The organism is Acetobacter conturbans, from assembly GCF_011516755.1.
Classification (GTDB): Bacteria; Pseudomonadota; Alphaproteobacteria; order Acetobacterales; family Acetobacteraceae; genus Acetobacter; species Acetobacter conturbans.
The window spans coordinates 132,015-155,705 of the sequence record NZ_WOSY01000005.1; the positions used below are offsets into that span (position 1 = coordinate 132,015).

Consider the following 23,691-nt stretch of genomic DNA (forward strand, 5'->3'; position numbering starts at 1 on the left):
GGTGTTTCCGGTTTGTTGTATCGTTTCGGAAGGATGAGGACCATGAAGGGTTTCAGTGCACTGTTTCTGGCAACCTGTTGCACCGCGCTGGTGACGCAGGCCCGCGCGGCAGATCTGCCTGCATCCATCGGTAAAGGCGAAGGCGATCTCAGCGTCGTGGCATGGGAAGGTTATGCCGACGATGCGTGGGTCAAGCCGTTCGAGCAGCAGACCGGTTGCAAGGTTCATCGCAAATATGTCGGTTCATCCGACGAAATGGTGGCCCTGACCCGCATGGGTGGCGGCAAAGGTTTTGACGTGGTCTCGGCTTCTGGCGATGCTGCGCTTCGGATGATCTTCGGCAAGAATGTGCAGCCCGTGAATATCAGTCTGATCCCGGCCTATGCCGATATCATGCCGGAATTGCAGGAGCCTTCCTTCAACACCGTGAAGGGCGTGCATTATGGCGTGTCCTATGAGTGGGGGCCGAATGTTCTCATGTGGAACACGAAGGCGATCAAGGATGCGCCGACAAGCTGGTCGGTGATCTACGACAAGGCCCATGCCGGTGTCATCACGGTGCCGGACAATCCGATCCAGATCGCGGACGCGGCGCTATATCTGTCTCATACCAAACCTGAACTTGGCATTTCCGATCCGTATGAACTGACTCAGCCGCAGATGGACGCTGTCGTAGCGCTTCTGAAGGAACAGCGGCCACTGGTGAAGAAATACTGGGCGCTGGCTTCCGACGAGGTCGATCTGTTCAAGAGTGGCGATGCGCAGGTCGGTGCGGCATGGCCCTATCAGGCCAACACACTGCGTGCGGCAGGTGTTCCCGTGCAGGACACCATTCCTTCTGAAGGGGCGACCGGCTGGGCTGATACATGGATGATCAGCACACATGCCGCGCATCCCAACTGCGCCTATATGTGGATCAACCATGTGATGACGCCGAAGGTGCAGGCCCAGCAGGCGCTCTCCTTTGGTGAAACACCGGCAAACACCAAGGCTTGTGCCGAGATGGATGCGACGCAGCCCGGATCGTGCAAGCAGTATCACGCGGATGCTTCGGCAGCTTATTTTTCGACAATCAAATTCTGGAAAACACCCGTCAAGCAGTGCGGTAATGGCCAGAACAACTGCCTCGATTATTCCGCCTGGCAGCGCGCATGGCAGCAGGTCAAGCAGTAATGACGGGTGGCCGGAAGCTTCTGGGGCATGTGGCTCTGCTGTTGCCGCCTTTCGGGTGGCTGACGGTCTTCTATCTCGGGAGCCTGTTTATCCTGCTGCTTTCGGCCTTCTGGCAGGTGGACTCAATGTCCGGCGAGATGATCCACGAGTGGACGCTGGACAATTTCCGTGTTCTTGTCACGGATGAAACGTATCGCATCATCGCGGAACGGACGATCGGGATCGCAGCGCTGGTCACGGTGACGGACATCATCCTTGCGTGGCCGTTGGCGTATGTCATTGCCCGCAAGGTCGGCCCGCGCATGAAACTGTTCCTGCTCGTACTGGTGGCACTACCGCTCTGGTCGAGCATGCTGGCCCGCATTTATGCATGGCGGCTGATTCTCGGTCATGACGGCGTGCTCAACTGGTTCCTCCGCTCGGCGGGATTGCCGGAACAGTCATTCGCTTTCACCAATGTCGCGCTGTGGATCGTGTTTACCTATCTGTGGCTGCCTTTCATGCTGATGCCCCTGATTTCCGCCATAGAACGTATTCCGGCGTCTCTTCTGGATGCGGCTGGCGACATGGGCGCGACGCCATTTCAGACGTTCCGCACGGTGATCTTCCCACTGGCCATTCCCGGTATGGCGGCAGGTTCTGTCTTCACCTTCGCCGTGACGCTGGGCGAGTATGTGACGCCGATGCTGGTGGGCGGCGCGGGCTCCGAGTTCATCGGCAACGTGGTGTATTCGAATGTCGGTGTTTCGGGAAACATCCCCTTTGCAGCGGCATTTTCCATGATTCTTCTCGTGGTGATCGGTGCCTACATGCTGGTCGCTCGCCGGTTCGGAGCGTTTGACGGAGCATGAACGGTTCGATGCGTAATCTCGCGCTTTGGGGTGCCGCCTCGGCAGTGCTGGCGTTCCTCCTTCTGCCACTGTTGATCGTGCTGGTGTTCGCGTTCGATGCCTCATCCGTGCAGATCTGGCCCATCCACTCCTTTTCGCTGAAATGGTTTGCCGCCACCTGGGCCGATGAGGAAGTGCGGGGTGCGCTCCTCGTCTCGCTGGAGGTCGCGGGGCTGGCGACGCTGTTGGCATCCGTGCTGGGCACTCTGGCAGCGGTCGGCATGAACGGTCTCTCGTCGCGCGCTGTGCAGGTCGGAGCCTTTTTCCTGACGCTGCCCATCGCGCTGCCCGGTGTGCTGACCGGCATTGCGATGAACAGCTTTTTCACCGCTCTGGAGATTCCCTTCACGATGGTGACTCTGGTGATTGCGCATACAACGTTCTGCACGGTCATCATCTACAGCAATGTCATGGCGCGGCTTCGTCGCCTCCCTCCCTCCCTGACCGAAGCGGCGCAGGATATGGGCGCTACGCCGTTGCGTAGTTTCACCAGCATCACCCTGCCGCTTCTTGGGGGTGCCATCGTCTCCGGCATGCTGCTGGCTTTCGCGCTTTCCTTTGATGAGGTAATCGTTTCAACCTTTACGGCAGGGAGCGAGACGACGCTTCCATTGTGGATTTTTGGCGCTATCCGGCTGGGTCAGCATATGCCGGAAGTGAATGTCGTGGTGTTCGTGGTGGTGGCCGTGACTCTGCTGCCCATCATTCTGGGCCAGAAACTGGCGGCCTCCGTATCGCGGGAGCGGTAACGGAGGCTGACTTCGTAACTGTTTCCGGAAAAGGCAGGAGAACAGCACGCATCATGGCCCTTACCCTGCGTCAGCTCCGTTATTTCACGTCCGTCGCGGAAGTCGGGTCGATTTCCGGCGCGGCGATGGTGCTGCTTGTGTCCCAGTCCACCGTTACGGAAGCGATGCGTGATCTGGAGGCCGAAATGGGCTTCCGGCTTTTCGAACGTCATGCGCGGGGCATCATCCTGACACGACGTGGGCAGCAGTTTCTTCTGCGTGTACAACGGATTCTCGATGATGTCGCGGATGCGCAGCGGATGAAGGACGAGGATGAAGACGCCCTCGTCGGTACGCTGGTGCTGGGCGTTACGCCCGTGGTGGCGGGCTATGTGCTGCCCGATCTGCTCACCCGTTTCCGGCGGGCTTTTCCGCGTGTCGAGATCACGCTGGTTGAAGATCAGGCCGAGTATCTGGACCACATGCTGATCGGCGGCGAACTCGATCTGGCGATCATGCTGCGGCTTGGCGATACGGTGCCGAGCGCCTGTGGCGTGCGGGTGATGGGGGTGTCGCCGCATTATGTCTGGCTGTCTCATGGCCACCCGCTGACGGCAGAGAAACAGGTCAGCCTGAAACAGCTCGGATCGGAGCCTTATATTGCTTTGGCCACGGATGTTCTGGAAAGCCGGATGGGCGCGGTATGGGAGCGGTTTTCCTTTCAGCCACCCATCTGTTTTCGTTCCACGTCCATAGAAGCCGTGCGTAGCCTCGTCGGCGGAGGGCATGGAATCGCGCTGTTGCCACAGCTCATTTATCGGCCGTGGTCTCTGGAGGGGGAAAAGATCGAATGCCGACCGGTGCACGAGGAATTGCCGATGGCGGATCTTCTGGTCATGTGGCGGCGCGGGCTCTCGCTTGGCGTCCCCGCGCAGTATTTCATGGACATGGCTTTGCAGAGAACCAGCCGTTCGTCCGGGGGCGGGGAAGCAACGGCCATTTTGGGGAAAGTTGATATGGGGGCAGGTTCTTCCTGAAGGAGAACGTGCTGTTTATATCGACATCTGGATAGACGTGACAGAAAAGCGTATGGGGCTGGCAAGCTGTGAAAGGCACTTCATCTGTGACGGGGTGCAGTTTCCGCCGAAGTCCTTCCCTGTCATCAGGCGGTGGAGCGGACTGAACAGTTTTGAGATGGGAATAAGAACGTGAATACAGGCAAGAGCAACAAGGATCTGGCTGCACGTCGTGCGGCAGCGGTTCCCGTTGGCGTTGGGTCGGCAACAGCGATTTATGCGGATCGCGCACTGGGTGCCGAGATGTGGGATGTCGAAGGACGCCGCTATGTCGATTTTGCCGCCGGTATTGCGGTGGTGAATGTCGGGCATCGTCACCCGCGCATCATCGAGGCCGTGCAGGAGCAGTTGGGTCGCTTCAGCCACACCAGCTTTCAGGTCGCGCCCTATGAGAACTATGTTGCTCTCGCCGAGCGTCTGAACGCCCTCGCGCCTTTCGATGGTCCGGCGAAGAGCATCTTCTTCACCACCGGCGCGGAAGCGACCGAGAACGCGGTGAAGATCGCCCGCGCCGCCACGGGCCGTTCCGGCGTGATCGCCTTTACGGGCGGTTTCCATGGCCGCACGCTGCTGGCCTCTGCCATGACCGGCAAGACCAATCCCTACAAGACGCAGTTTGGCACAATGCCGGGCGACATCTTCCATGCCCCGTTCCCGGCGCGTGGCGTGTCTGTGGCCGACAGTCTCCGTGCGATCGACCTCATGTTCGCCGCCGATGTCGATCCGTCACGTGTGGCCGCCATCATCATCGAGCCCATTCAGGGTGAAGGCGGCTTCCGCGTTGCACCGAAGGAGCTGCTTGAAGGTCTGCGGGAGCGGTGCACGAGGCACGGCATTCTGCTGATCGCCGATGAGGTACAGACGGGATTTGCGCGCACGGGCAAGCTGTTCGGCATTCACCATTCGGGCGTGAAGCCGGATCTGGTCTCTGTGGCGAAGGCCCTTGGCGGTGGTTTCCCGCTGTCTGGTGTGGTCGGGCGTGCGGACATCATGGACGCAGTGCGGCCGGGCGGTCTTGGGGGCACCTATGGTGGAACGCCGATGGCCTGCGCCGCCGGTCTTGCTGTTCTGGATGTCATCGAATCCGAAAAGCTGTGTGAACGCGCCCAGCATATCGGGGCCACGATCAGCAAGCGCATCGAAGGCTGGACAACGCGCAGCGATCTGATTTCGGTGGGCAAGCCGCATGGTCTGGGCGCAATGGTCGGTTTCGACATTCTGAAGGCCCGGGGTTCAGAGGATATCGAGGCTGGGGCTGCCGGTCGCGTTTGCGCCATGGCTGCGGATGCGGGTGTGATCGTTCTGTCCTGTGGCGTGTTCGGCGAGACGGTGCGTCTGTTGCCGCCGCTGACGATCAGCGATGAAGTGCTGAACGAGGGTCTGGACCTGCTGGAGCAGGCGCTCAGAGCCTGAATCTGACGCACTCTTGGGTAAAGGGGTTCCTGTAAAAGGGAGCCCTTTTTATTCAATAATACAGGTAGGTGCGGGTGGTCTGCGTGGTCATGCTGCCCAGCATGAGAGTTGCCACAGTGGCGGCGAAGATCGCATGGCCCGGTTCCAGTAGCTGGTGTCCGTCTGTCGAAGTGTACCAGCCGCGATTGGATTCCAGCAAAACGGACAGGCGTGTGCCGACATCGATGACAACGAACTGGTCATCGTCAGGGTTGGCGGATTTATAGGCTGACACGGCATTGTTGAAGATCTGGGGCCATGTCGCGCTGTAGGTCGTGGCATAGTGGAAACCGAAGGGCATGACGGCGAAAAGCCACGCATCGGGTGCCGCTTCCCGGTGGGCGAGAAGGCTCTGCGTCATGGCGGCCTGTGCGTCGGACTGACTGGCGTAAGCGAGGGCATCCTGTGCGAGGAGATTGAAGGCAATCCAAGCTGGTTGCGTGCTCCCGTCACCATACGCACTGAGCATGCTGTCGCTATCGAGGGCCGAAATGCCGGAATCGATGAGATTCCACCGGCTCTTCGTGTCGTCATAGAGACCGCCCGCACCATTGCTTGAACCGCTGACCGAATAGAAGGCCGGCACATCCTGCGTGGTGTCGCCGGGGGTAATGTAGCCCGACCCGGCGCAGGCGGAGACGCCAGTGGCATATCCAGCCACCTCCATCGCCCGAAGAAGAAGATAGGAATAGGACGACAGCACATTGTCCGTGCCATTATCGGCCATTGTGCCTTCCGTCGTGTCGTCGCCGACGAGTTTGCCCCATGGACGCGCTGTGACGACGTATCCGGCGGAGGAAGCGGCATCCACCGTCATGCCGCTGACGGTGAGACAGTTCGTCCCCTTGTTCCAGCGACTGGTGGTCGGGGTTCTGGTCAGGAACACTTCGAGCGTGTTGATCTGGCCCGGCACGATGTCGGACAGGGTCAGGTCAGTCTGGGCGGAAAGAGTGCTGGTGACAACATTGTTAAGAAAATACGTGATGTAGGCACCCGTATTTTCGGGTCCAAGATGGAGGGTGGCCGTCGGCGTGCTGGATGCCAGCCAGGCAACCTGAAACCAGGCCCCCACATTCCATGTGCTGCGCCACGCCGAGCCGTCACGCCCTTCATCACCGGACCAGTTGCCGGGCGAGAAGAGAAAGGCCGCGGAATCCACAGCAAGAGTATAGGGTGTTGTCACCGTCAGCGCGGTGATCGTGAAGCTGGGTGGATTGGTGAGCGTGCCGGTATTGACGACGCTGAGTGTCCCTGTGCCGGTGAGGGCCGGGGTGAAGGTGAACGTCAGAGGCTGCGTCGATCCTGCGGGAAACGTGCTTGTCTGGGGGAAGAACGTTCCCGAAAGTGTGCAGGACGGTGTGACGGTGATGGCGCTGCTGTTGCCCGCGCCTGTTCCCGGTGTGAGGGTGTAGGTCGCGGCCGTTCCGGCGATCAGGGATCGTGGTCCGGTCAGGGCATATTCTGAAAAAGGATTTTCGGATGCAGAGGCTGTGATGAACAGATCGGCGGGATTCGTCAGCGCACCACCGCTGCTTATGCTGAGAGTGCCGACCCCGCCCCCACTCACTGTGAAGGTGAATGTCACGGCGGTTGTACTGCCTGCCGGAATGGTGACGCTGGCAGGGGAGAATGTCCCCCCAAGCGTGCAGGCTGGTGTCAGGGTGACATCCGTGGAAAGGGCCGTGCCGGATCCCGGGGTGAGGGTGTAAGTCGCGGGGACGCCGGCGATAAGAGTGGTCGAGCCGGCGATGGTATAAGTGGTGAATGTCGTCGGAATAGCGATGGCGACGACTGACAGGGACGCCGGATCGGTAAGGCTGGCCGAGTTTGTGGTGCTGATCGTTCCTGATCCCGCAACGGACGGAACGAAAATGAAGGTAACCGCAGTCGTGGCGCCAGCCGCAAGCGTTACGGACGCGGGCGTGAAAGTGCCGGCCAGCGTGCTGGTGGGTGTGATGGTGAGCGCTGCGGTAAGGATCGTGTCCGAAGCAGGCGCGATGGTGTAGGTCGCTTTGGAGCCGACGGAGAGGGAAACGGGGCCTGTCAGCGTATAGGCTGGCATGGAGGCAGATGTGGCCGTGGAAGAATCAGTCATATATGTCGTTCTTTAATGGTGATCGTTCAAATTCTGCTTCGAATGCAGCACGCAGCCGAAGCATTCTGGCTAAGGAAATATAATGATTTGAAATAAAGGTAGATATTTTTCTAAATACTGACTTTGCAGGTAATGTTTATATTTCCCGATATTTATAACATCTGCCGCTCACAGTCATGGCTGGACGCTTTGTCCTCTCCGTCCGTTCATGCTCCCTGTGTCACATAGCTGTCCTTACCAGGAACCGCATCTGTTCATGGTTTTTTCCGGCACGAGTAGAGGCATCGGGACTGGATGCCGCAATCAGAGATATCAGGCTGAAGGGGCCGTGAGACCGATATCAAAAAGCGTACGCGAGACCGGTGTGCATGGTGACGCCATTCGTCCAGCTGCTGGGCTCGTAAAGGCTGTAAGGAAAAGGACCGTCATGCTGCAGCTGAGACTGGCTGCGGCCAAAGGAATAATAAGCGTATCGAACGCCTGCAATCAGGTGAATCGAGTGGGAGATCCGGTAATCGAAATCCAGCGCGGCACTCCATTCCGGACGCGGGCGCAGGTGAAAGGTTCCGTTTGTACCGGCTGCATCCATGCGCGAGCCAAGCAGTTCGGTCCACCCCAACTGCCCGCGCAGAACGAAGGCATCTGTAATGGCATAATCGAGATGCACCATGATGCCCGCCAGAAAGCCACCATAGGCTTCGCTGGAGGAGGCAACGCCCTCTCCGCCTTTGATATCCCGGTTCCATGACCAGTAACCGCCCACAATAGTGGGTGTGATCATGAAACTGTTATTGACCATAAAGCCTTTGCCGATCTCGATCCGGCTATCGGTCGTCAGGCGGTGGGACGATGTTTTGTAAGGCGCGATTCCGCCCGCCAGATTCCATATAGAGCCATTATAGCCGACATTCCCGTCTCCGAGCGCGAAATGAAGCGCGAGAAACACATGGTCGATTTCATACATGTCGAACATGTCCGAAGCATCGAACTGGAAGCCCGGCACCCAGCCCGTTTCCCGGTCATATCCTGTCGACGGTCCCGCCCAGAGAGGCTTTTCCTTGTAGTTGCTCCACGCCCCCGTCATCGACAGCCCGATTTCCCGATTGACCTGCACGACAGCGGGAATACGCCGTGGCGCTTCATAGCTCCCGGCAGGATTGTAATGCGGAAGGTTTGGAAGTGGTCGATGAGGTTTGCGGGGCGGAGTCTCCTCCCGGGCAAAGGGGCGCGTCGGCATCTGGTAGGCGGACGGCGTTACGGTATCCAGCGGCGGCGCCTCGTCAGGATTCATGCCGATCGTCATCAGCATGCGGGCGAGTGTCTGGTGGTGAAGCTCGGAATCCCGCCGGGAATCAAGATAGGTGTCGCTGTGCGCGGGCGCGAACTGGGCATGCGCTTTCTGGCTTGCCGTCAGGGCCGTCACGGAAAGTCCCAAACACAGGAATATCTTGCGCAAGAGCGCCTCGCTTATGAGAGAAACAATGGACTTCCTCTCCTAGAGCGAGGCGATTAACGCTCTCTTACCGACGCCTGTTACGAAGCGTTCCATCCGTCTTTTTTCAATACAACTCCCGCCAGATAAAGACTGCCGCAGATCAGCACGCGGGCAGGCGCACCGTTTCTGTCCGGCAGGGCGGCAAGTGCGGAGGCAATGTCGGGACCGGGATGCGCCCGCCCTTTGCTCGCACTTACGATGTCCCCGACCGCCAGCGCCAGATGCTGGTCCGGTTCCGCCACGGCCCACACCGTCGTCGCATGGTCGAGAAGGGGTGCAAGAAATCCGGAAGCGTCCTTCGTCTGCTTCATGCCGACAAGGATATGCAGCGGTCGGTCAGCCCAGCGTTCCAGCACAGGAACCAGTGCTTCTCCCGCGCCCGGATTGTGCCCCCCGTCCAGCCAGAGTTCCCAACCCGCTGGAAGCTGCGTGGCCAGATCGCCATGAAGTTGCTGAAGCCGTGCAGGCCAGCTTGCCCGGGCAATGCCCGACCATGCCGATTCGGGCACCGGTAGCCCGCTCGCGCGCAGGGTGGCGATGGCCAGCCCGGCATTGTCGTCCTGATGAGCCCCTACCAGCGCCGGTTCCGGGAGCGTCAGTGTGCCCCGCGAATCCTCATAGATCAGCGAAAGCCCGTCTTCCCCACGTCGAAGATGCCACTCCCGGTCCCGGAGCCAGAGTGGCGCGCCACGGCTTGCGGCTTCATGCTCCAGCACCGCACGCACCGCCGCAGGCTGGCGACCCGAGACGGCCGGGACACCCGGCTTGATGATCCCGGCTTTCTCACCCGCGATGGCGGTAAGCGTGCTGCCCAGAAAGGCCTCGTGATCCATCGAGATAGCGGTGATGGCACAGGCCGCGACCTTCGGCAGCACGTTGGTCGCGTCAAAGCGACCGCCCAGCCCGACTTCGATGATCGCCAGTTCGGCGGGATGGCGCGAAAACAGCTGGAAACCGGCGGCGGTCAGAACTTCGAATACGGTGATCGGCTGCCCGGCATTCACTTGCTCGATCTCCTCCAGAGTCGCGACCAGCTCATTCTCGCTGACCAGCTTTCCGGCGACCCGAAACCGTTCCGTCACATCCACCAGATGCGGGGAGGTCATGACATGCACGCGCCAGCCCGCCGCCTCGCCAATGGCGCGGAGGTTGGCGCAGGTGCTGCCCTTGCCGTTGGTGCCGGCGACATGAATGACGGGAGGCAGGTGGCGCTCGGGGTGGCCGAGCTTTGCCAGCAGGGCTTCCAGACGTCCGAGCGAAAGGTCGATCAGGGCCGGATAGAGCCGGTTGAGCCGTTCCAGCACGGTGCCGGTCCGTCCGGTGAATTCGGCCCCCAGGGCAGGTTTCCCCGGCGCGGTTGCTTTTGAGGTGGCGGCCGTCGGATCGGTCATGAGGTCATTCCCATGCAGTCACTGGGGACGTCCTCCCGTGAAAGCGACGCCCGCCATGTCAGGTCAGTCCGTGGGGAGTGGGTTTTCTTCCGAGCCGGGTTCTTCCGGATCCGGCAGTGTGCTGGTGAAAACCTCTCCCGGAGGGGCATCGGTCAGCAGGCCGATCACGCGACCCAGAGTTTCCCGCAGGTTCTTGCGCTCGACCACCATGTCCAGCATGCCGTGCTCAAGTAGGTATTCCGACCGCTGGAAGCCTTCGGGCAGCTTTTCGCGTACCGTGTCCTCGATCACACGCGGACCAGCAAAGCCGATCAGCGCCTTCGGCTCCGCGATCTGCACATCGCCAAGCATGGCGAAGGAGGCGGAGACGCCGCCGGTCGTCGGATCGGTGAGCACCACGATGTAGGGCAGTCCGGCGTCTTTAAGCATTTCGACAGCGACCGTCGTGCGTGGCATCTGCATCAGGCTGAGAATGCCTTCCTGCATGCGCGCGCCGCCGGACGCGGTAAAGATGACAAGCGGCGCGCGCTGGAGAATCGCCAGCCGGGCTGCGGCCACGAAGGCCTCACCGAGCGCCGTTCCCATGGTGCCCGCCATGAATTCATAGGCCATGACGGCCACGACCGCCGGATGGCCACTGATCTTGCCGTGCGCGACAGGAAGCGCATCCTCCAGACCCGATTTGACGCGGGCGTCCTTCAGGCGGTCCGAGTAGCGTTTCTGGTCGCGGAAACCGAGCGGATCAGCGGGGACTTTCGGCAGTTCGATGCAGGTGTAGCTGCCGGGATCGAACGTCCACTCGAAACGGTCGGCCGCGGGCACCTTCATGTGGAAGCCGCAATGCGGGCAGACATTCAGTGTGCGACGCAGTTCCTTCACCAGCACCATCTGGTGACAGGACGGGCAGTTGGTCCACAGATTGTCCGGAACGTCGCGCTTGAGCAGTCCCCGGATCTTGGGCCGGACATATTCGGTCAGCCAGCTCATGCCTGAACTCCGCGCAAGGAAAAAGAAAACGGTCAGCCCCGCACGCCGTAAGGCCGCGGGCTGCTCAAGGGGGCTCTGCATAGCTTTCCTGCGCCCTGATGCCAAGTATGCGGCATCAGGAGGATATTTCCCCACGGAAACCGGGGCACCCGCCCAGCTTCCGCAGGCAGCTCTTCCAGGAGACCATGAGGAGGCGCTTTCGGGGACGCGCATCGGGAAACACCAGAGCCTGATGGAACCTGTTTGGCCTGCCCGCGCCGCATCGGTATAGGGTAGACTTGCAATCTGTCCACGACTGCGCGGGGTATGTCATGCGGGATTTTCACTCCCTTTACCGTCACGGCTTTGCCCGTGTGGCGGCCTGCACGCTCCCCGTCGGACTTGCCGATCCTCGCCTGAACGCGGCGCGGACCATCGAATGCGCCACGGCCTGCTCCCGGCAGGGTGCGATTCTGGCAGTGTTTCCGGAACTGGGTGTGTCGGGCTACGCGATCGACGATTTGCGCCAGCAGGATGTGCTGCTGGACGCCGTCGAGGAGGCGCTGACCGAGATTGCCGTCGCCACCAAAACCCTCCTGCCGCTGGTCCTCGTCGGTGCACCGCTGCGCCATCGCAACGCACTCTATAACTGCGCCGTCGCCATCCACAGGGGCGAGATCCTTGGCGTCGTGCCGAAATCCTATCTGCCGAATTACCGTGAGTTCTATGAAGGCCGCCAGTTCACACCCGGCGCCGGCATCACGGGCGAGGCGATTCATGTGGCGGGCACGGACGTGCCATTCGGGACGGATCTGCTGTTCGAGGCGCGTGACATTCCCGGCTTCTGTCTTGGCATCGAGATCTGCGAGGATGTTTGGGTGCCGCTCCCCCCGAGCACGCGGGCGGCTCTGGCGGGTGCGACCGTGCTGGCCAACCTGTCGGCCAGTGACATCACCGTGGGCAAGGCCGACGAGCGCGACATGCTGTGCCGCTCCCAGTCCGCACGCTGTCATGCAGCCTATCTCTATGCAGCGGCGGGCGAAGGGGAATCGACCACCGACGTGGCATGGGACGGTCAGGTTTCCATCTTCGAAAACGGAAGCCTCCTGAAAGCCAGCGACCGCTTTCCCGGCGGCCCCCGGCACGTTCTGGCGGATATCGATCTCGACCTGCTGCGGCAGGATCGCATGCGGATGACCTCCTTCGAGACGAACGCCACCATGGAGGAAGACACCAGCGGCTGGCGACGGATCACGCGGACCTTCGCGCCTCCGGTCGAGGATATCGGCCTGATGCGGACGGTGCCCCGCTTCCCCTTCGTGCCCGCCGATCCCGACCGGTTGCAGCAGGACTGTTACGAAGCCTGCACCATTCAGGTTTCCGCCCTGCGTCAGCGCATGGCCGCCACCGGCGCGCAGAAGATGGTGATCGGCGTGTCTGGGGGACTCGATTCGACACAGGCGCTCCTCATCGCCGTGCGCGCCGCCGACGATCTCGGTCTCAACCGCGATTCGGTCCTCGCCTTCACCATGCCCGGCTTCGGCACCAGCACGGAGACCAGAACCAACGCCCATGCCCTGATGAACGCCCTTGGCGTCACGGCAGAGGAACTCGACATCCGTCCGGCGGCGGAACTGATGCTGAAGCAGATCGGGCACCCCTATGCGCAGGGGCATCCGGTGTATGACATCACCTTCGAGAATGTGCAGGCCGGTCTGCGGACGGACTTCCTTTTCCGGCTCGCCAACCAGCGGGGCGGCATCGTGCTCGGCACCGGCGATCTGTCGGAACTGGCGCTCGGCTGGTGCACCTACGGCGTGGGCGACCAGATGGCGCATTACAACGTCAATGCGGGGCTGCCCAAGACGCTGATCCAGCATCTCATCCGGTGGTTCATGTCATCGGGCCAGTTCAGCCCGGAGACCGTGGCGATCCTCAGGGCGATTCTGGCGACGGAGATTTCACCCGAACTCGTGCCGCCGGACGCGGACGGTATTGTGCAGAGCACGCAGGCGACCATCGGGCCGTACGCGCTGCACGATTTCTCGCTGTTCCATGTGCTGCGTTACGGTTTTCGCCCGTCGAAAATCGCCTTTCTGGCCGAGCACGCATGGCGGGAGGCCGATATCGGCGCATGGCCCCCCGGTTTTCCGGACGAGGACCGCGTTGCCTACGACCTGCCGACCATTCGGCACTGGCTGGGCGTCTTCCTTCAGCGCTTCTTCACCACCAGCCAGTTCAAGCGGTCGGCAATGCCCAACGGACCGAAGATCGTGGCGGGTGGGGCACTCTCCCCGCGTGGCGACTGGCGCGCCCCTTCGGACGGCAACGCGCTGGTCTGGCTGGAGGAGCTTGAGCGGAACGTGCCGTCGACCTAATGGGCGTTCGTTACGCGCCTGTCTGGAGGAGGCGCGACAGGCCAAGCCGTTCGCACATTTCATGCGCTACCAGCGGCGTGTCATCCAGCGGTGTGACCGGCCAGTTTTCCACGTCGCCCTCGAACATCCTGATGCGCCCGGCATCTTCCAGTGTCGCGAGAAACAGGCCGATCCGGCGGGACTTTCCGGGGAGGCGCTGCACATAGACCGGCACGCTGCTCGCCACCGCTTCCGATATCATCGACACGCTGTCCGCCGTCACCACCAGCCAGTCGGCACAGGCGATAAGGCCGCGATAGGGATTGTCTTCGCCGTCGCTCCACAGCGTTCCGTGCACGCTCTCCACCGCATCCCGCAGCACGGCCGTTGCTTCCGGGCCGGTACGACGGGATGTGGTGATGAACAGCTTCGCGCCCGTCTGTCGCGCGGCGCTCGCCAGACGATCGGCCAGAGACTCCGCTTCCTCGCGTCCGAACCGGAAGCGTCCGTTCGCGCCTCCCACCAGCGCGGCCAGAAGGGGACGATCCGGAACGCGCAGCGTGTCCAGCCAGTGTGCGCGGGCAGCCGCCAGTTTCGCCGTGGTCAGGCCATGCAGTGCGGTCCGGCTGAGCAGCACGTTCGGCCCTTCCATCTCGTCGTGATGGTTGGCGATCACCAGATCGAACCGGTCCGGGCGGATGCGGGGATTCTGGATCTGCACGACAGCGCGGCCTTCATGACGCAGGGCGGCACCGACCGCTCCGCCTTTTCCCGCCACGCTGAACACCAGATCGTCCCGTGCCGGTACGGGTTTTTCCGACAGCGCCAGCAGCGGGCGCGGCCAGAGTGAGGAGGGCAGGCGGCGATGCAGGAGGCCCGACGCCCGGACGGCGCAGAACCGCGACGGAAGGTTGATATAGTCCGCCAGACCGAACGCCTGCGATCGCATGCCCGCCAGATCCTCGGCCACAACGGCAATTCGGCTTGGAGATGGGAACATTGCGGAGAGCGCCTTAATCTGGGGAAAGGAACGAGGCGCTGCCTCGTGTTTCGGAAGGAGACGGGTCCCCTTCGCACTCTTTGTATGGTGTTTTTGGCTGTTCGCGAAATCAAAGAAACTGGTCACGGATTGCTTCCCGGAGAAAGTGGCCAGCCACCTCTCACGGTGGACAGGCTTCCGGCGGCAGTCCCAGAGCGGCGTCATGGAGGAACTGTTCGTCTGTCAGGGTCAGCAAAAAGGCCTCCACGGCCTTTTCATCGTTCTCCGACAAAGACCGGGTTCCCCGATGCGCCGCCAGCGCTTCATGGAGAGTCTTCGCCGAGCCATCATGCCAGTAAGGGGCTGTCACGCCGACGTTCCGCAAGGAAGGGGTGCGGATACGCACGTTGGCCGCCGGATCGAAGGCGTAAAACTTTTGATCCGTGAACAGAGGGGCGGCATGACATCCCGAGCAGCCGCCGCGTCCTAAAAACTGGGCTTCACCTCGTTTCGCTTCCGCACTCAGAACGGCTTTACCGCGCCGCGCTTCGTCCCACTGGCTGTTCCGGGAGACCAGAGTCCTCTCAAAGGCCGCCACGGCCATTGCAATCGTTTCGGCGTCGATCGGTCTTTCCGCGTGGGGGAAACTGCGTGCGAACAGGCGTCGATAACAGGCATCGCCTTCGATACGGTTCGTCATTGTCTTCCGGTCCGTCATGCCCATCTCAACCGGATGATGTCCCATGACCGGAACAAAAAACTGCTTTTCAAGACGGGATATATGCTGATCCACCCAGGTCAGGGTGACGAAATCACCGACATTCCCGAGTGAAGGCACGTTGCGCACGCCAGCCTCGTCCGTGACGCCCGGATGGGTCGCGTTTCCATCTGCGAACGCATGGCGCTGCTCATGACAGGTCGCGCAGGACATGCTGCCATCTGCGGAGAGGTCGGCGTCATAAAACAGCCGCCTCCCAAGCTGTTCACGGGCATACTGTGGCGAAAGATCGCCTGCTCCGCAAAGCAGGCTGACACTGAGTAAACAAAACGCGGATGCAAAAAGACGTTTGAAAGACAAAAGCATTACGGAACAGGCACCACCATGACTTCAGAGACGGGCTTGCCGCTTCCACTTAACTGGATCACGGACCGTCCTGCCGGCAGAGGGAAATCCACCATCTTTCCAATGGTGCTGCATGCGGGACCATGCTGATGATGAACAGCGTCGAGTGCCTTTCCGTCATGCACAACGTCGAGCCATGCCCGTACGTTCAGCATGACCCGATATGTTCCGGCTACCGGTGCATCAAAGGCTATCATGCCCCCCGAACTGACCTTTCCGCCCGGTTCTGCCGGACGCAGGGCATAGGTTATCTCGGCCGTCCGCCGTAACGTGACGCGCGCCGCCTTGCCAGGTGTCAAAACCGCGCTTTCCAGTCCCGAAACTTCGGTTGCCGCCCTCATTTCCACGGGCGATGACCAGCCACGCAGTCCCTCTGGAAGGACAACCTGTCCGGGGAGGCAGGCTTCATGTCCCGGCATGCTGTCCATTCCGGTCGCGAAACACTGTGTCACAGAGGCAATCGCAACACCCAAGGTAAATATTGCCATCCCTGCTGGCCATTTCATGCTTGCAATCACCCGACTTCACTCCTTATACCGCAGTCGAAACTATATTCCTGTATATATAAACCACGGATCGTCACTGAGTGAAACATCGTCTTCCGCTTACGGCCCTCTCCACACTGTTCTGCGCCACTGTCGCTCAGGCCCAGATGCCAGTTGTGGCGAGTGACAAAAAAATTGCTGCCAGCAAAGGCGGTTTGACAATACACGCCCCCATGCCGACAAAATCTGTGGTTCCAGCGGTAAGCCGCCCCGTGCTGACTCCGGCGAATGCTGCCGTGACCGCCGAGGCTCCGCGTGAGGACAGCGCCTACGATGCCCTCACGCCCGGAAAATCCCGCTACAGCAGCACGCAGGCCGATCCAGCCAGTCCCGACATTTACGGTCCGGGTGAAATCACGGTTTACGGCACCCACCGTCAGCACAGCCTTGTCGGAAGCAACTCTCTTTCGGCTGAATCAATCTATACTTTTAACAAAACGACTCTCGATCAGGCTGCGAACCTCATCCCAGGTGTCAATGCGGCCAGCACCGGTGGTCCGCGTAATGAATCCACCATTATGGTGCGCGGATTTAACCGTTTTCAGGTCCCTCTGCTCGTCGATGGCATCCGTATTTATCTTCCCGCCGATAATCGCCTCGATTATGGGCGCTTCCTGACGCCTGATATTGCCGAACTTCAGGTCGCCAAAGGCTATGCTTCCGTTCTTGATGGGCCGGATGCCATGGGCGGCATGGTCAATCTCGTCACCCGCAAGCCCCATAAAGCCATCGAAGGAGAACTGCGGGGTGGCAGCATGCTCGGCCATGACGGCGGTTATGGTGGCTATAATGTTTTCGGTCGGGTCGGCACGAAGCAGGATAAATGGTACGCTCAGGTGAGCTTCGCGGTGAACAACGTCGATCATACCGATCTTTCTTCGAATTACACACCAACGGCGACGCAGGGAAAAGGCAAGCGGCTTCTGTCTGATTCCGAAGACTGGCGCGTCAACGTCAAGGCCGGATACACCCCTAACACCACTGATGAATACACCGTCAATTACACGCGGCAGGAAGGCCAGAAACGAGCGCCTTTCGATGTCCACGATTCCGTCAGCACTCAGAAAGACTGGACATGGCCCGCATGGGATCTGGACAGTCTGTCGCTGACCAGCCGGACACGTCTTGCCGATCGCCTGACCCTGCGCTCGCGGCTCTACCGCAATACCTTTTACAATCTGCTCAGCAGCTACGATAACGCCAGCCTGAATACGCAGACAAAACCTAAAGCCTTCAACAGCTTTTACAACGACTCGGCCTGGGGCGGAAACGTCCGTCTCGATGCGGAAATCTCCAGTAAGGATACGCTCGGCATCGCTTTCTACGGGCGGCGCGATGAACATCAGGAACAGGAGCAGGTCTATCCCGGCGGTGGCTGGCAGCCTCAGGTGTCCTCCGTGGAGGAAAGCTACAGTATCGCTGGTGAAAACGTCTTTCGTATCCTGCCCAATCTCGATCTGACCACTGGTGTCAGCTATGAGTGGCGCGTTCTTGACCGTGCGCAGGGCTATTCCTCGGGCGTCATCAACTATGCCACCCGCAACCGTGGTGCACCCAATGGGCAGGCGCGTCTCAGCTGGCGTCCCGACACAGTCTCCGAGCTGCATATCAGTGTGTCCGACCGTGTCCGTTTCCCGACACTCTTCGAACGCTTCAGCACCCGTTTCGGCGGGGCGACCTCCAATCCCGGCCTTCGTCCCGAACGCGCCCAGAACTATGAACTTGGCGGCTCACACACTTTCGGAAGCATCGATGTTGCCGGGGCGCTGTTTTACTCGCATCTCACCGATCTCATCGCGGATTTCCCGACCATCTATAATGGCGTGGCCGTGAGTCAGAGTCGCAATATCAGCAGCGGTAACTATGCCGGGGCCGAAATCTCCATTTCGATGCCTGTCAGGAAAAACCTTCTCATTGGCGGCAACTATACCTACATCCATCAGAGCGTGAATGATCCTGTCACACGCATCTATAAAGCGACGGACGTTCCCAGTCACAAAGCCTTCGTTTATGTGCAGTGGGAGCCGATCAAAGGACTGCGTTTCGTTCCCAATGTTTCTATCAATTCCAACCGCTGGACGACGAACACAGCCGGAACAGCCTATTTCCGTACCGGACATAACGTCGATGTCGCCGCCCGCGTCGATTACCAGATCACCCCCAATCTGCAGGTGGGCGTTAACGCTTCCAATCTTCTCGACCAGAATTATCAGCTCGTGGACGGATTTCCTTCGCAAGGTCGTAATTTCTTCGTCAATCTTCGTATCTCGGGCTGACGCAGGCAGGGCGCTGAGATCATGGGAATTCCAGCAATCTCAATAATCATTGAAGTGATCGTCAGTGATCCGAAGATATGATTCCCGATGAGGGGCTACGTTGCCCTCATCGGAGCGCATCCATAAGCTTCTCGTGAAAGGCCGCAGGGTCCTGCAACTGTGGTGTATGGCCAAGGGCTGGAAATTCGATCAGCCTCGCGTGCGGTATGACGGAAGTCGCCGCGCGTCCGAGTTCCGGATAATGACCGAGTGTGGCACGAACTTCTGGTGATGCTGCATCCCCGCCGATGGCCGTGATGTCTTTGTCGCCGATCATCAGCACGGTTGGGACTGTCAGTTTCGGAAATTCATGCACGACCGGCTGCGTGAAGATCATGTCGTAAAGGCGCGCTGAGTTCCACGCGACCGCATCGCGCCCCGGCCCGCGATACATTCCTGCAAGCATCTGCACCCAGGGCTCGAAGGACGGTTGCCAGTGACCGTCATAATAAACCTTTTTCTCATAAGCGCGGATCTGATCGGCCGTCTTGCCACGTTCGCTGGCATACCACGCATCGACGCTGCGATAGGGCACCCCTTTCTCCTGCCAGTCCTCAAGACCGACCGGGTCCACCAATACAAGCTGGTGAACGGCGGCAGGAAACATCAGGGCATAGCGTATCGCCAGCATGCCGCCGGTCGAATGACCGATCAGCGTGGTCTCGTGAATGCTGAGCGATTCCAGAAGCGCGTGGGTGTTCAGGGCGAGCTGGCCGAAAGAGAACTGGTAATTCTCAGGCTTGTCGGACTTGCAGAACCCGATCTGGTCCGTCGCGATGACCCGCCAGCCAGCGTTGCTGAGAACATGGATCGTCTGTTCCCAGGTTGCAGCACAGAAGTTCTTTCCATGCAGCAGCACCGCCACCCTGCCGTTCGGATGATCGGGCTGCACGTCCATATAGGCCATGTGTAGTGTCTGACGCTGAGAGGGAAAAGCGAATATCTTCACGGGCCACGGATAGCTGAATCCTTCGAGATTCGGTCCATAGGCAGGGCCGTCCTCTGCATGGGCGCCACCTGATAGCACCAGCCCCGCTGTCAGCGCGCTCACCATGATCGTGCGCCGCAACATTGTCCGCATTCTTCCACCACCCTTCCGAGCCAGCGTAGGGGTGGCGGTTGCCCGTTTTTCTGGTTGCAGACCGTCTTTCACGCTGCTCTCCTTTCCGTGATCTGGGGCGTGTGCTGAAGGGGCAGCCAGCCCATCCCGTACAACCTTTGCGGAAGGATAAAAGTTCACATCGGAGAGACGGATTTGACGGTTGACAACTGTGGCTGAAGCGGTCCTCTAACAGTCCGGCGCCTGCCCGGCATTGGTGAGCGCCTGCAATAAGAACTCAATAAACAGAGGCAAACCATGAGCGCCATAGTCGACATCATCGCCCGAGAGATTCTGGACAGCCGGGGCAATCCCACGGTTGAGGTCGAAGTCGAACTGGCTTCCGGCGTTACGGCGCGGGCAGCGGTTCCCTCAGGCGCCTCCACCGGGGCGCACGAAGCAGTCGAACTGCGGGATGGCGACAAGTCGCGCTATGGCGGCAAGGGTGTCCTGAAAGCCTGCGAGAACGTTGAAAACGAGATCTTCCCGACGTTGCAGGGTGCGGAGTCGCAGGACCAGATCGATATCGACAACGCCATGATCGAACTGGACGGAACGCCGAACAAGAGCCGCATGGGCGCAAACGCCATCCTCGGCGTTTCTCTCGCCGTCGCCAAGGCATCAGCGCTGGAGCTGAGCGTCCCGCTCTACCGTTATGTCGGCGGCCCGTTTGCCCATGTGCTGCCTGTGCCGATGATGAACATCATCAACGGTGGCGAGCATGCCGATAATCCGATCGACATTCAGGAATTCATGATCCAGCCGGTCGGGGCGCCAACGGTTGCTGACGCCATCCGCTGGGGTTCAGAGATCTTCCATCAGTTGAAGAAAGCCCTGTCCGCTGCCGGTCTGGCCACCAACGTTGGTGATGAAGGCGGTTTTGCGCCGAACCTCAAGTCCGCTGATGAGGCGCTGACCTATATCAGTCGTGCTGTTGAAGCCGCTGGCTATCGCCCTGGCGAAGACGTGACCTTCGCGCTCGATTGCGCCGCCACCGAGTATTACAAGGACGGCAAGTATGTCCTCGCCGGTGAAGGTAAGACGCTCGATGCCGGTGGGGTCGTGGCTTATCTTGAGGATTTGGCAAAGCGGTACCCGATTGTCTCCATCGAGGACGGTCTGGCTGAGGACGACTGGGAGGGCTGGTCGCTGCTGACGCAGGCGCTCGGCAAGAAGGTCCAGCTTGTGGGTGATGATCTGTTCGTGACCAACCCGGATCGTCTGGCGCGTGGCATTGAGGATGGCGTGGCCAACTCCCTGCTCGTGAAGGTGAACCAGATCGGCACGCTGACCGAGACGCTGGCCGCCGTGCAGATGGCGCATCGCGCGGGCTATAGCTGCGTCATGAGCCACCGTTCGGGTGAAACCGAGGACACGACCATCGCCGATCTCGCCGTCGCCACGAACTGCGGTCAGATCAAGACCGGTTCCCTGTGCCGCTCCGACCGCACGGCGAAATACAACCAGCTCATGCGGATCGAGCAGGAACTGGCGACGGCTGCCGTTTATGCTGGCCGCACGATCCTGAAGAAATAAGGTGAAGCCGCCCCCGTTCGTTTGTCGAACGGGGGCGCTCCCCGCTGTTGCCGAAAGGCCGCATCTGCCGGAATTTTAATAATTCGGCCATTTCGCCTTTTTTAAACCATATCTTGCGATACTTTATGGGACAGGCTTCAAACGCCCTTATTCTGACTGTTCGGAGGTCCCGATTCGTATGCAGCTTGGCCGGATGATGCGACGTGCCGCCAACGCGGTCCTCCCCCCCTCAGTCTTTCTCGCTCTCACTGGGTATTTCTGCTGGCAGGCCACTCAGGGCGCGCATGGCATGAAATCCTATCATGAGCAGCTTCAGCTGCTTGATCAGGCCCATGAGTCACAGACCAATGCCGTGACGGAGCAGGCCGCGTGGCGTCGTCGCGTTTCGGGTCTGAGCGAAGGTGCGCTCAATCCGGATATTCTGGACGAGCGGGCGCGGGCGATGCTCAACCTTGCGAATCCGAACGACATCGTCGTTCCCTACGACAAGCACGACCAGCTTTACTGATAAGCGTTTCTCACGGGGTTCTGCGCCTCGAGAGAGGACAGGCGTGAGTCGCGGGCTGTGTGTTCAGGGCTGGGTGCTGTCGGGTTACAGTGGCCGGAGAGCAGAGTTTCCCAGAAAAATGTCTTCCACCCGGCCATGCGTAGCGCGGGCGAAGATGTTCTCTCCGTATCAGAGCGGGACGAATCTCTGCCGTGCCCTCGTAAAGAAGACCGCCCAGTTTCCCTTGAGATCTTCATGCACAGACTCACACGGCAACAGGCTTTGTGTGTGATCTGGCGCTAAAGCCCCACGGCCCGCAAAGGCGTACGTTGCTCATCCCTCAAAGAAAAAGCGCCGTTCCAGCTAAGGACGGCGCTTTTCACAGGCTCTGCGTATGAACGCAGGCCTTATTTAATTTTCGCTTCACGGAAGACGACGTGCTTGCGTGCAACCGGGTCGTACTTCTTCAGTTCCAGCTTGCCGGTCTGTGACCGTGCGTTCTTTTTCGTGACGTAGAAATATCCGGTGTCCGCAGAAGAGACGAGCCGGATCTGGATGACGTTGCTCTTTGCCATGAGATCCTCAGAATCGTGCCTGACCGCAGGTCCGGATTTGCACCCCTGATCGCGGTCGTGTTCAAGTTCGCCGCAAATTGCGCATCCGTGGGCCTCCGGTCAAGCTTTCATGCACTTCAGATGGCTCTGGAGCCCCAAAAAATTCGGAATCAGTCCATGATCGAGGTCTCAGAAGCTCTTCAACGAATCGTTTCCGCCCTGCCGGTCCTCGGTACGGAGACCGTATCGCTGCTTGAAGCCTGCGGTCGGATCAGCGCGGCACCGGTTGTGGCACGGCTTTCCAATCCTCCCGCAGACGTCTCCTCCATGGATGGATATGCCGTGCAGGCTGCCGATACGACGCGTGGCGCGCAACTCGATATTATCGGCGAGATACCGGCCGGGCATCCCAGCGACAGGAGCGTTACGCCCGGAACGTGCCTGCGTATCTTCACCGGCAGTGTCATGCCGGAGGGGGCCGATGCCGTCCTCATTCAGGAAAACACCACGCGGGAGAGCGACCGGATCACTGTCACCGAGCCTGTCTCCCAGGGACGGTTCATTCGTCCCAAGGGGCTGGATTTTGCCAGCGGTCAGGTCGTGGTGCCGGTTGGGAAACGCCTGTCGGCCCGCGATGTCGGGGTGGCGGCCAGCGCCAACTGTCCGTGGATCACGGTCCGGCGACGTCCACGTGTCGCGATCCTCAGCACGGGAGACGAAATCGTGCTGCCGGGCGATGCGGTACCTGCGGGCGCCATCGTCGGTTCCGCCGCTTTCATGCTGGCTGCTCTTCTGCGCAAGGCGGGGGCAGAGCCGGTTATCCTGCCTGTGGCACGCGATACCATGGACTCCCTGACCACCAGCACGAGCCAGCTTGATACGGTCGATCTGCTGCTCACCATCGGCGGCGCAAGTGTCGGTGACTATGATCTGGTGAAAAAGGCATTGGGGGAAAGCGGTCTGGTCACCGATTTCTGGAAGATCGCCATGCGGCCGGGTAAACCGCTGATGTTCGGCAGGATGGGCAGAACGCCGGTCATTGGCCTGCCGGGCAATCCGGTGGCGGTCTTCGTGTGTAGCACGGTCTTCGTGCTGCCTGCCCTGAGAGCGATGTGTGCCGAGGTCGTGACGGGTGACGGCACGGAACCCGCGCGGCTTGCCAGCGATGTGTCCGCCAATGACCAGCGTTTCGATTATCTCCGCGCCACGCTGAGCCGGGATGAAGACGGCACGTTGTGGGCGACGCCGTTTTCGAGACAGGATTCGTCGATGATGGCGCCTCTTTCCGCCTGCGATGCGCTGCTTCTGCGCGAGCGTTTCGCGCCGGAAGCAAAGCGCGGCGAGATGTGCCGGATTGTGCGTTTCGGTGGCGGGATCGACTGACGAGGGTAAATGCAAACAGGGCGCTCCGTTTCCGGACTGCCCTGCTG

At 60.3% G+C, this 23,691-nt stretch carries 19 protein-coding genes; 10 read left to right on the forward strand and 9 right to left on the reverse strand.

Going from position 1 to position 23,691, the window contains the following annotated elements; genetic code table 11:
* Window positions 1–42: 42 nt before the first annotated feature.
* The 5 genes from GOB81_RS06920 (at window position 43) to gabT (ending at window position 5,280) form a co-directional block, all read left to right on the forward strand.
* Complete coding sequence (locus GOB81_RS06920; protein WP_173569647.1) at window positions 43–1,173, forward strand: ABC transporter substrate-binding protein; 1,131 nt, start codon at window positions 43–45, stop codon at window positions 1,171–1,173.
* Complete coding sequence (locus GOB81_RS06925) at window positions 1,152–2,024, forward strand: ABC transporter permease (RefSeq protein WP_242010107.1); 873 nt, start codon at window positions 1,152–1,154, stop codon at window positions 2,022–2,024. Before GOB81_RS06920 ends, GOB81_RS06925 begins: the two co-directional genes overlap by 22 nt.
* Window positions 2,021–2,812: an ABC transporter permease gene (locus GOB81_RS06930; protein ID WP_173569648.1), complete on the forward strand. Its 792-nt coding sequence runs from the start codon at window positions 2,021–2,023 to the stop codon at window positions 2,810–2,812. The genes GOB81_RS06925 and GOB81_RS06930 overlap by 4 nt, the downstream gene beginning before the upstream one ends.
* Before the next feature lie 53 nt (window positions 2,813–2,865).
* Window positions 2,866–3,828 (forward strand): LysR family transcriptional regulator, encoded by a 963-nt coding sequence (locus GOB81_RS06935; RefSeq protein ID WP_173569649.1) that lies wholly within the window; start codon window positions 2,866–2,868, stop codon window positions 3,826–3,828.
* A 171-nt stretch (window positions 3,829–3,999) separates the two neighbouring features.
* Complete coding sequence (gene gabT, locus GOB81_RS06940; protein WP_173569650.1) at window positions 4,000–5,280, forward strand: 4-aminobutyrate--2-oxoglutarate transaminase; 1,281 nt, start codon at window positions 4,000–4,002, stop codon at window positions 5,278–5,280.
* Between the two features lie 52 nt (window positions 5,281–5,332).
* Here gabT and GOB81_RS06945 read toward each other — a convergent pair whose 3' ends face one another.
* The 4 genes from GOB81_RS06945 to accD all read right to left on the reverse strand — a co-directional run bounded on the left by GOB81_RS06945 (window position 5,333) and on the right by accD (window position 11,287).
* Window positions 5,333–7,414 carry a hypothetical protein gene (locus tag GOB81_RS06945; RefSeq protein ID WP_173569651.1) on the reverse strand — a complete coding sequence of 694 codons (2,082 nt, stop codon included), beginning with the start codon at window positions 7,412–7,414 and terminating at the stop codon, window positions 5,333–5,335.
* Window positions 7,415–7,754: 340 nt separating this feature from the next.
* Complete coding sequence (locus GOB81_RS06950) at window positions 7,755–8,837, reverse strand: hypothetical protein (protein WP_338421330.1); 1,083 nt, start codon at window positions 8,835–8,837, stop codon at window positions 7,755–7,757.
* Window positions 8,838–8,947: 110 nt separating this feature from the next.
* Window positions 8,948–10,300, reverse strand: coding sequence for a bifunctional folylpolyglutamate synthase/dihydrofolate synthase (locus GOB81_RS06955; protein ID WP_173569653.1), 1,353 nt, complete (start codon window positions 10,298–10,300; stop codon window positions 8,948–8,950).
* Between the two features lie 63 nt (window positions 10,301–10,363).
* Window positions 10,364–11,287 (reverse strand): acetyl-CoA carboxylase, carboxyltransferase subunit beta, encoded by a 924-nt coding sequence (gene accD / locus GOB81_RS06960; RefSeq protein WP_173569654.1) that lies wholly within the window; start codon window positions 11,285–11,287, stop codon window positions 10,364–10,366.
* A gap of 311 nt (window positions 11,288–11,598) precedes the next feature.
* On the opposite strand from accD, the gene GOB81_RS06965 reads away from it, so the two are divergent.
* Complete coding sequence (locus GOB81_RS06965) at window positions 11,599–13,644, forward strand: NAD(+) synthase (RefSeq protein WP_173569655.1); 2,046 nt, start codon at window positions 11,599–11,601, stop codon at window positions 13,642–13,644.
* A 10-nt stretch (window positions 13,645–13,654) separates the two neighbouring features.
* On the opposite strand, the gene GOB81_RS06970 is transcribed toward GOB81_RS06965, so the two are convergent.
* The 3 genes from GOB81_RS06970 to GOB81_RS06980 all read right to left on the reverse strand — a co-directional run bounded on the left by GOB81_RS06970 (window position 13,655) and on the right by GOB81_RS06980 (window position 16,144).
* Window positions 13,655–14,623, reverse strand: a complete 969-nt coding sequence (locus GOB81_RS06970; protein WP_242010108.1) for a mitochondrial fission ELM1 family protein — start codon at window positions 14,621–14,623, stop codon at window positions 13,655–13,657.
* 160 nt (window positions 14,624–14,783) lie between these two features.
* Window positions 14,784–15,686 (reverse strand): cytochrome-c peroxidase, encoded by a 903-nt coding sequence (locus GOB81_RS06975; RefSeq protein WP_242010109.1) that lies wholly within the window; start codon window positions 15,684–15,686, stop codon window positions 14,784–14,786.
* On the reverse strand, window positions 15,686–16,144 hold the full coding sequence (locus GOB81_RS06980) for a hypothetical protein (RefSeq protein WP_242010110.1): 459 nt from the start codon (window positions 16,142–16,144) through the stop codon (window positions 15,686–15,688). Before GOB81_RS06980 ends, GOB81_RS06975 begins: the two co-directional genes overlap by 1 nt.
* Before the next feature lie 167 nt (window positions 16,145–16,311).
* On the opposite strand from GOB81_RS06980, the gene GOB81_RS06985 reads away from it, so the two are divergent.
* Window positions 16,312–18,546 carry a TonB-dependent receptor domain-containing protein gene (locus tag GOB81_RS06985; protein ID WP_173569657.1) on the forward strand — a complete coding sequence of 745 codons (2,235 nt, stop codon included), beginning with the start codon at window positions 16,312–16,314 and terminating at the stop codon, window positions 18,544–18,546.
* A gap of 106 nt (window positions 18,547–18,652) precedes the next feature.
* On the opposite strand, the gene GOB81_RS06990 is transcribed toward GOB81_RS06985, so the two are convergent.
* Window positions 18,653–19,738 (reverse strand): alpha/beta fold hydrolase, encoded by a 1,086-nt coding sequence (locus tag GOB81_RS06990; RefSeq protein WP_338421331.1) that lies wholly within the window; start codon window positions 19,736–19,738, stop codon window positions 18,653–18,655.
* 204 nt (window positions 19,739–19,942) lie between these two features.
* On the opposite strand from GOB81_RS06990, the gene eno reads away from it, so the two are divergent.
* Entirely contained in the window at window positions 19,943–21,220 is a 1,278-nt protein-coding gene (gene eno, locus GOB81_RS06995; protein WP_173569658.1) for a phosphopyruvate hydratase, read from the forward strand.
* A gap of 178 nt (window positions 21,221–21,398) precedes the next feature.
* Entirely contained in the window at window positions 21,399–21,728 is a 330-nt protein-coding gene (locus tag GOB81_RS07000; RefSeq protein ID WP_173569659.1) for an FtsB family cell division protein, read from the forward strand.
* A 386-nt stretch (window positions 21,729–22,114) separates the two neighbouring features.
* Here GOB81_RS07000 and rpmG read toward each other — a convergent pair whose 3' ends face one another.
* Window positions 22,115–22,282, reverse strand: a complete 168-nt coding sequence (gene rpmG / locus GOB81_RS07005; RefSeq protein WP_173569660.1) for a 50S ribosomal protein L33 — start codon at window positions 22,280–22,282, stop codon at window positions 22,115–22,117.
* A gap of 156 nt (window positions 22,283–22,438) precedes the next feature.
* Between rpmG and GOB81_RS07010 the strand changes: the two genes are divergently transcribed.
* The gene (locus tag GOB81_RS07010) at window positions 22,439–23,644 is read left to right on the forward strand and encodes a molybdopterin molybdotransferase MoeA (RefSeq protein WP_173569661.1); all 1,206 of its coding nucleotides are present in this window, start codon (window positions 22,439–22,441) and stop codon (window positions 23,642–23,644) included.
* Window positions 23,645–23,691 lie beyond the last annotated feature (47 nt).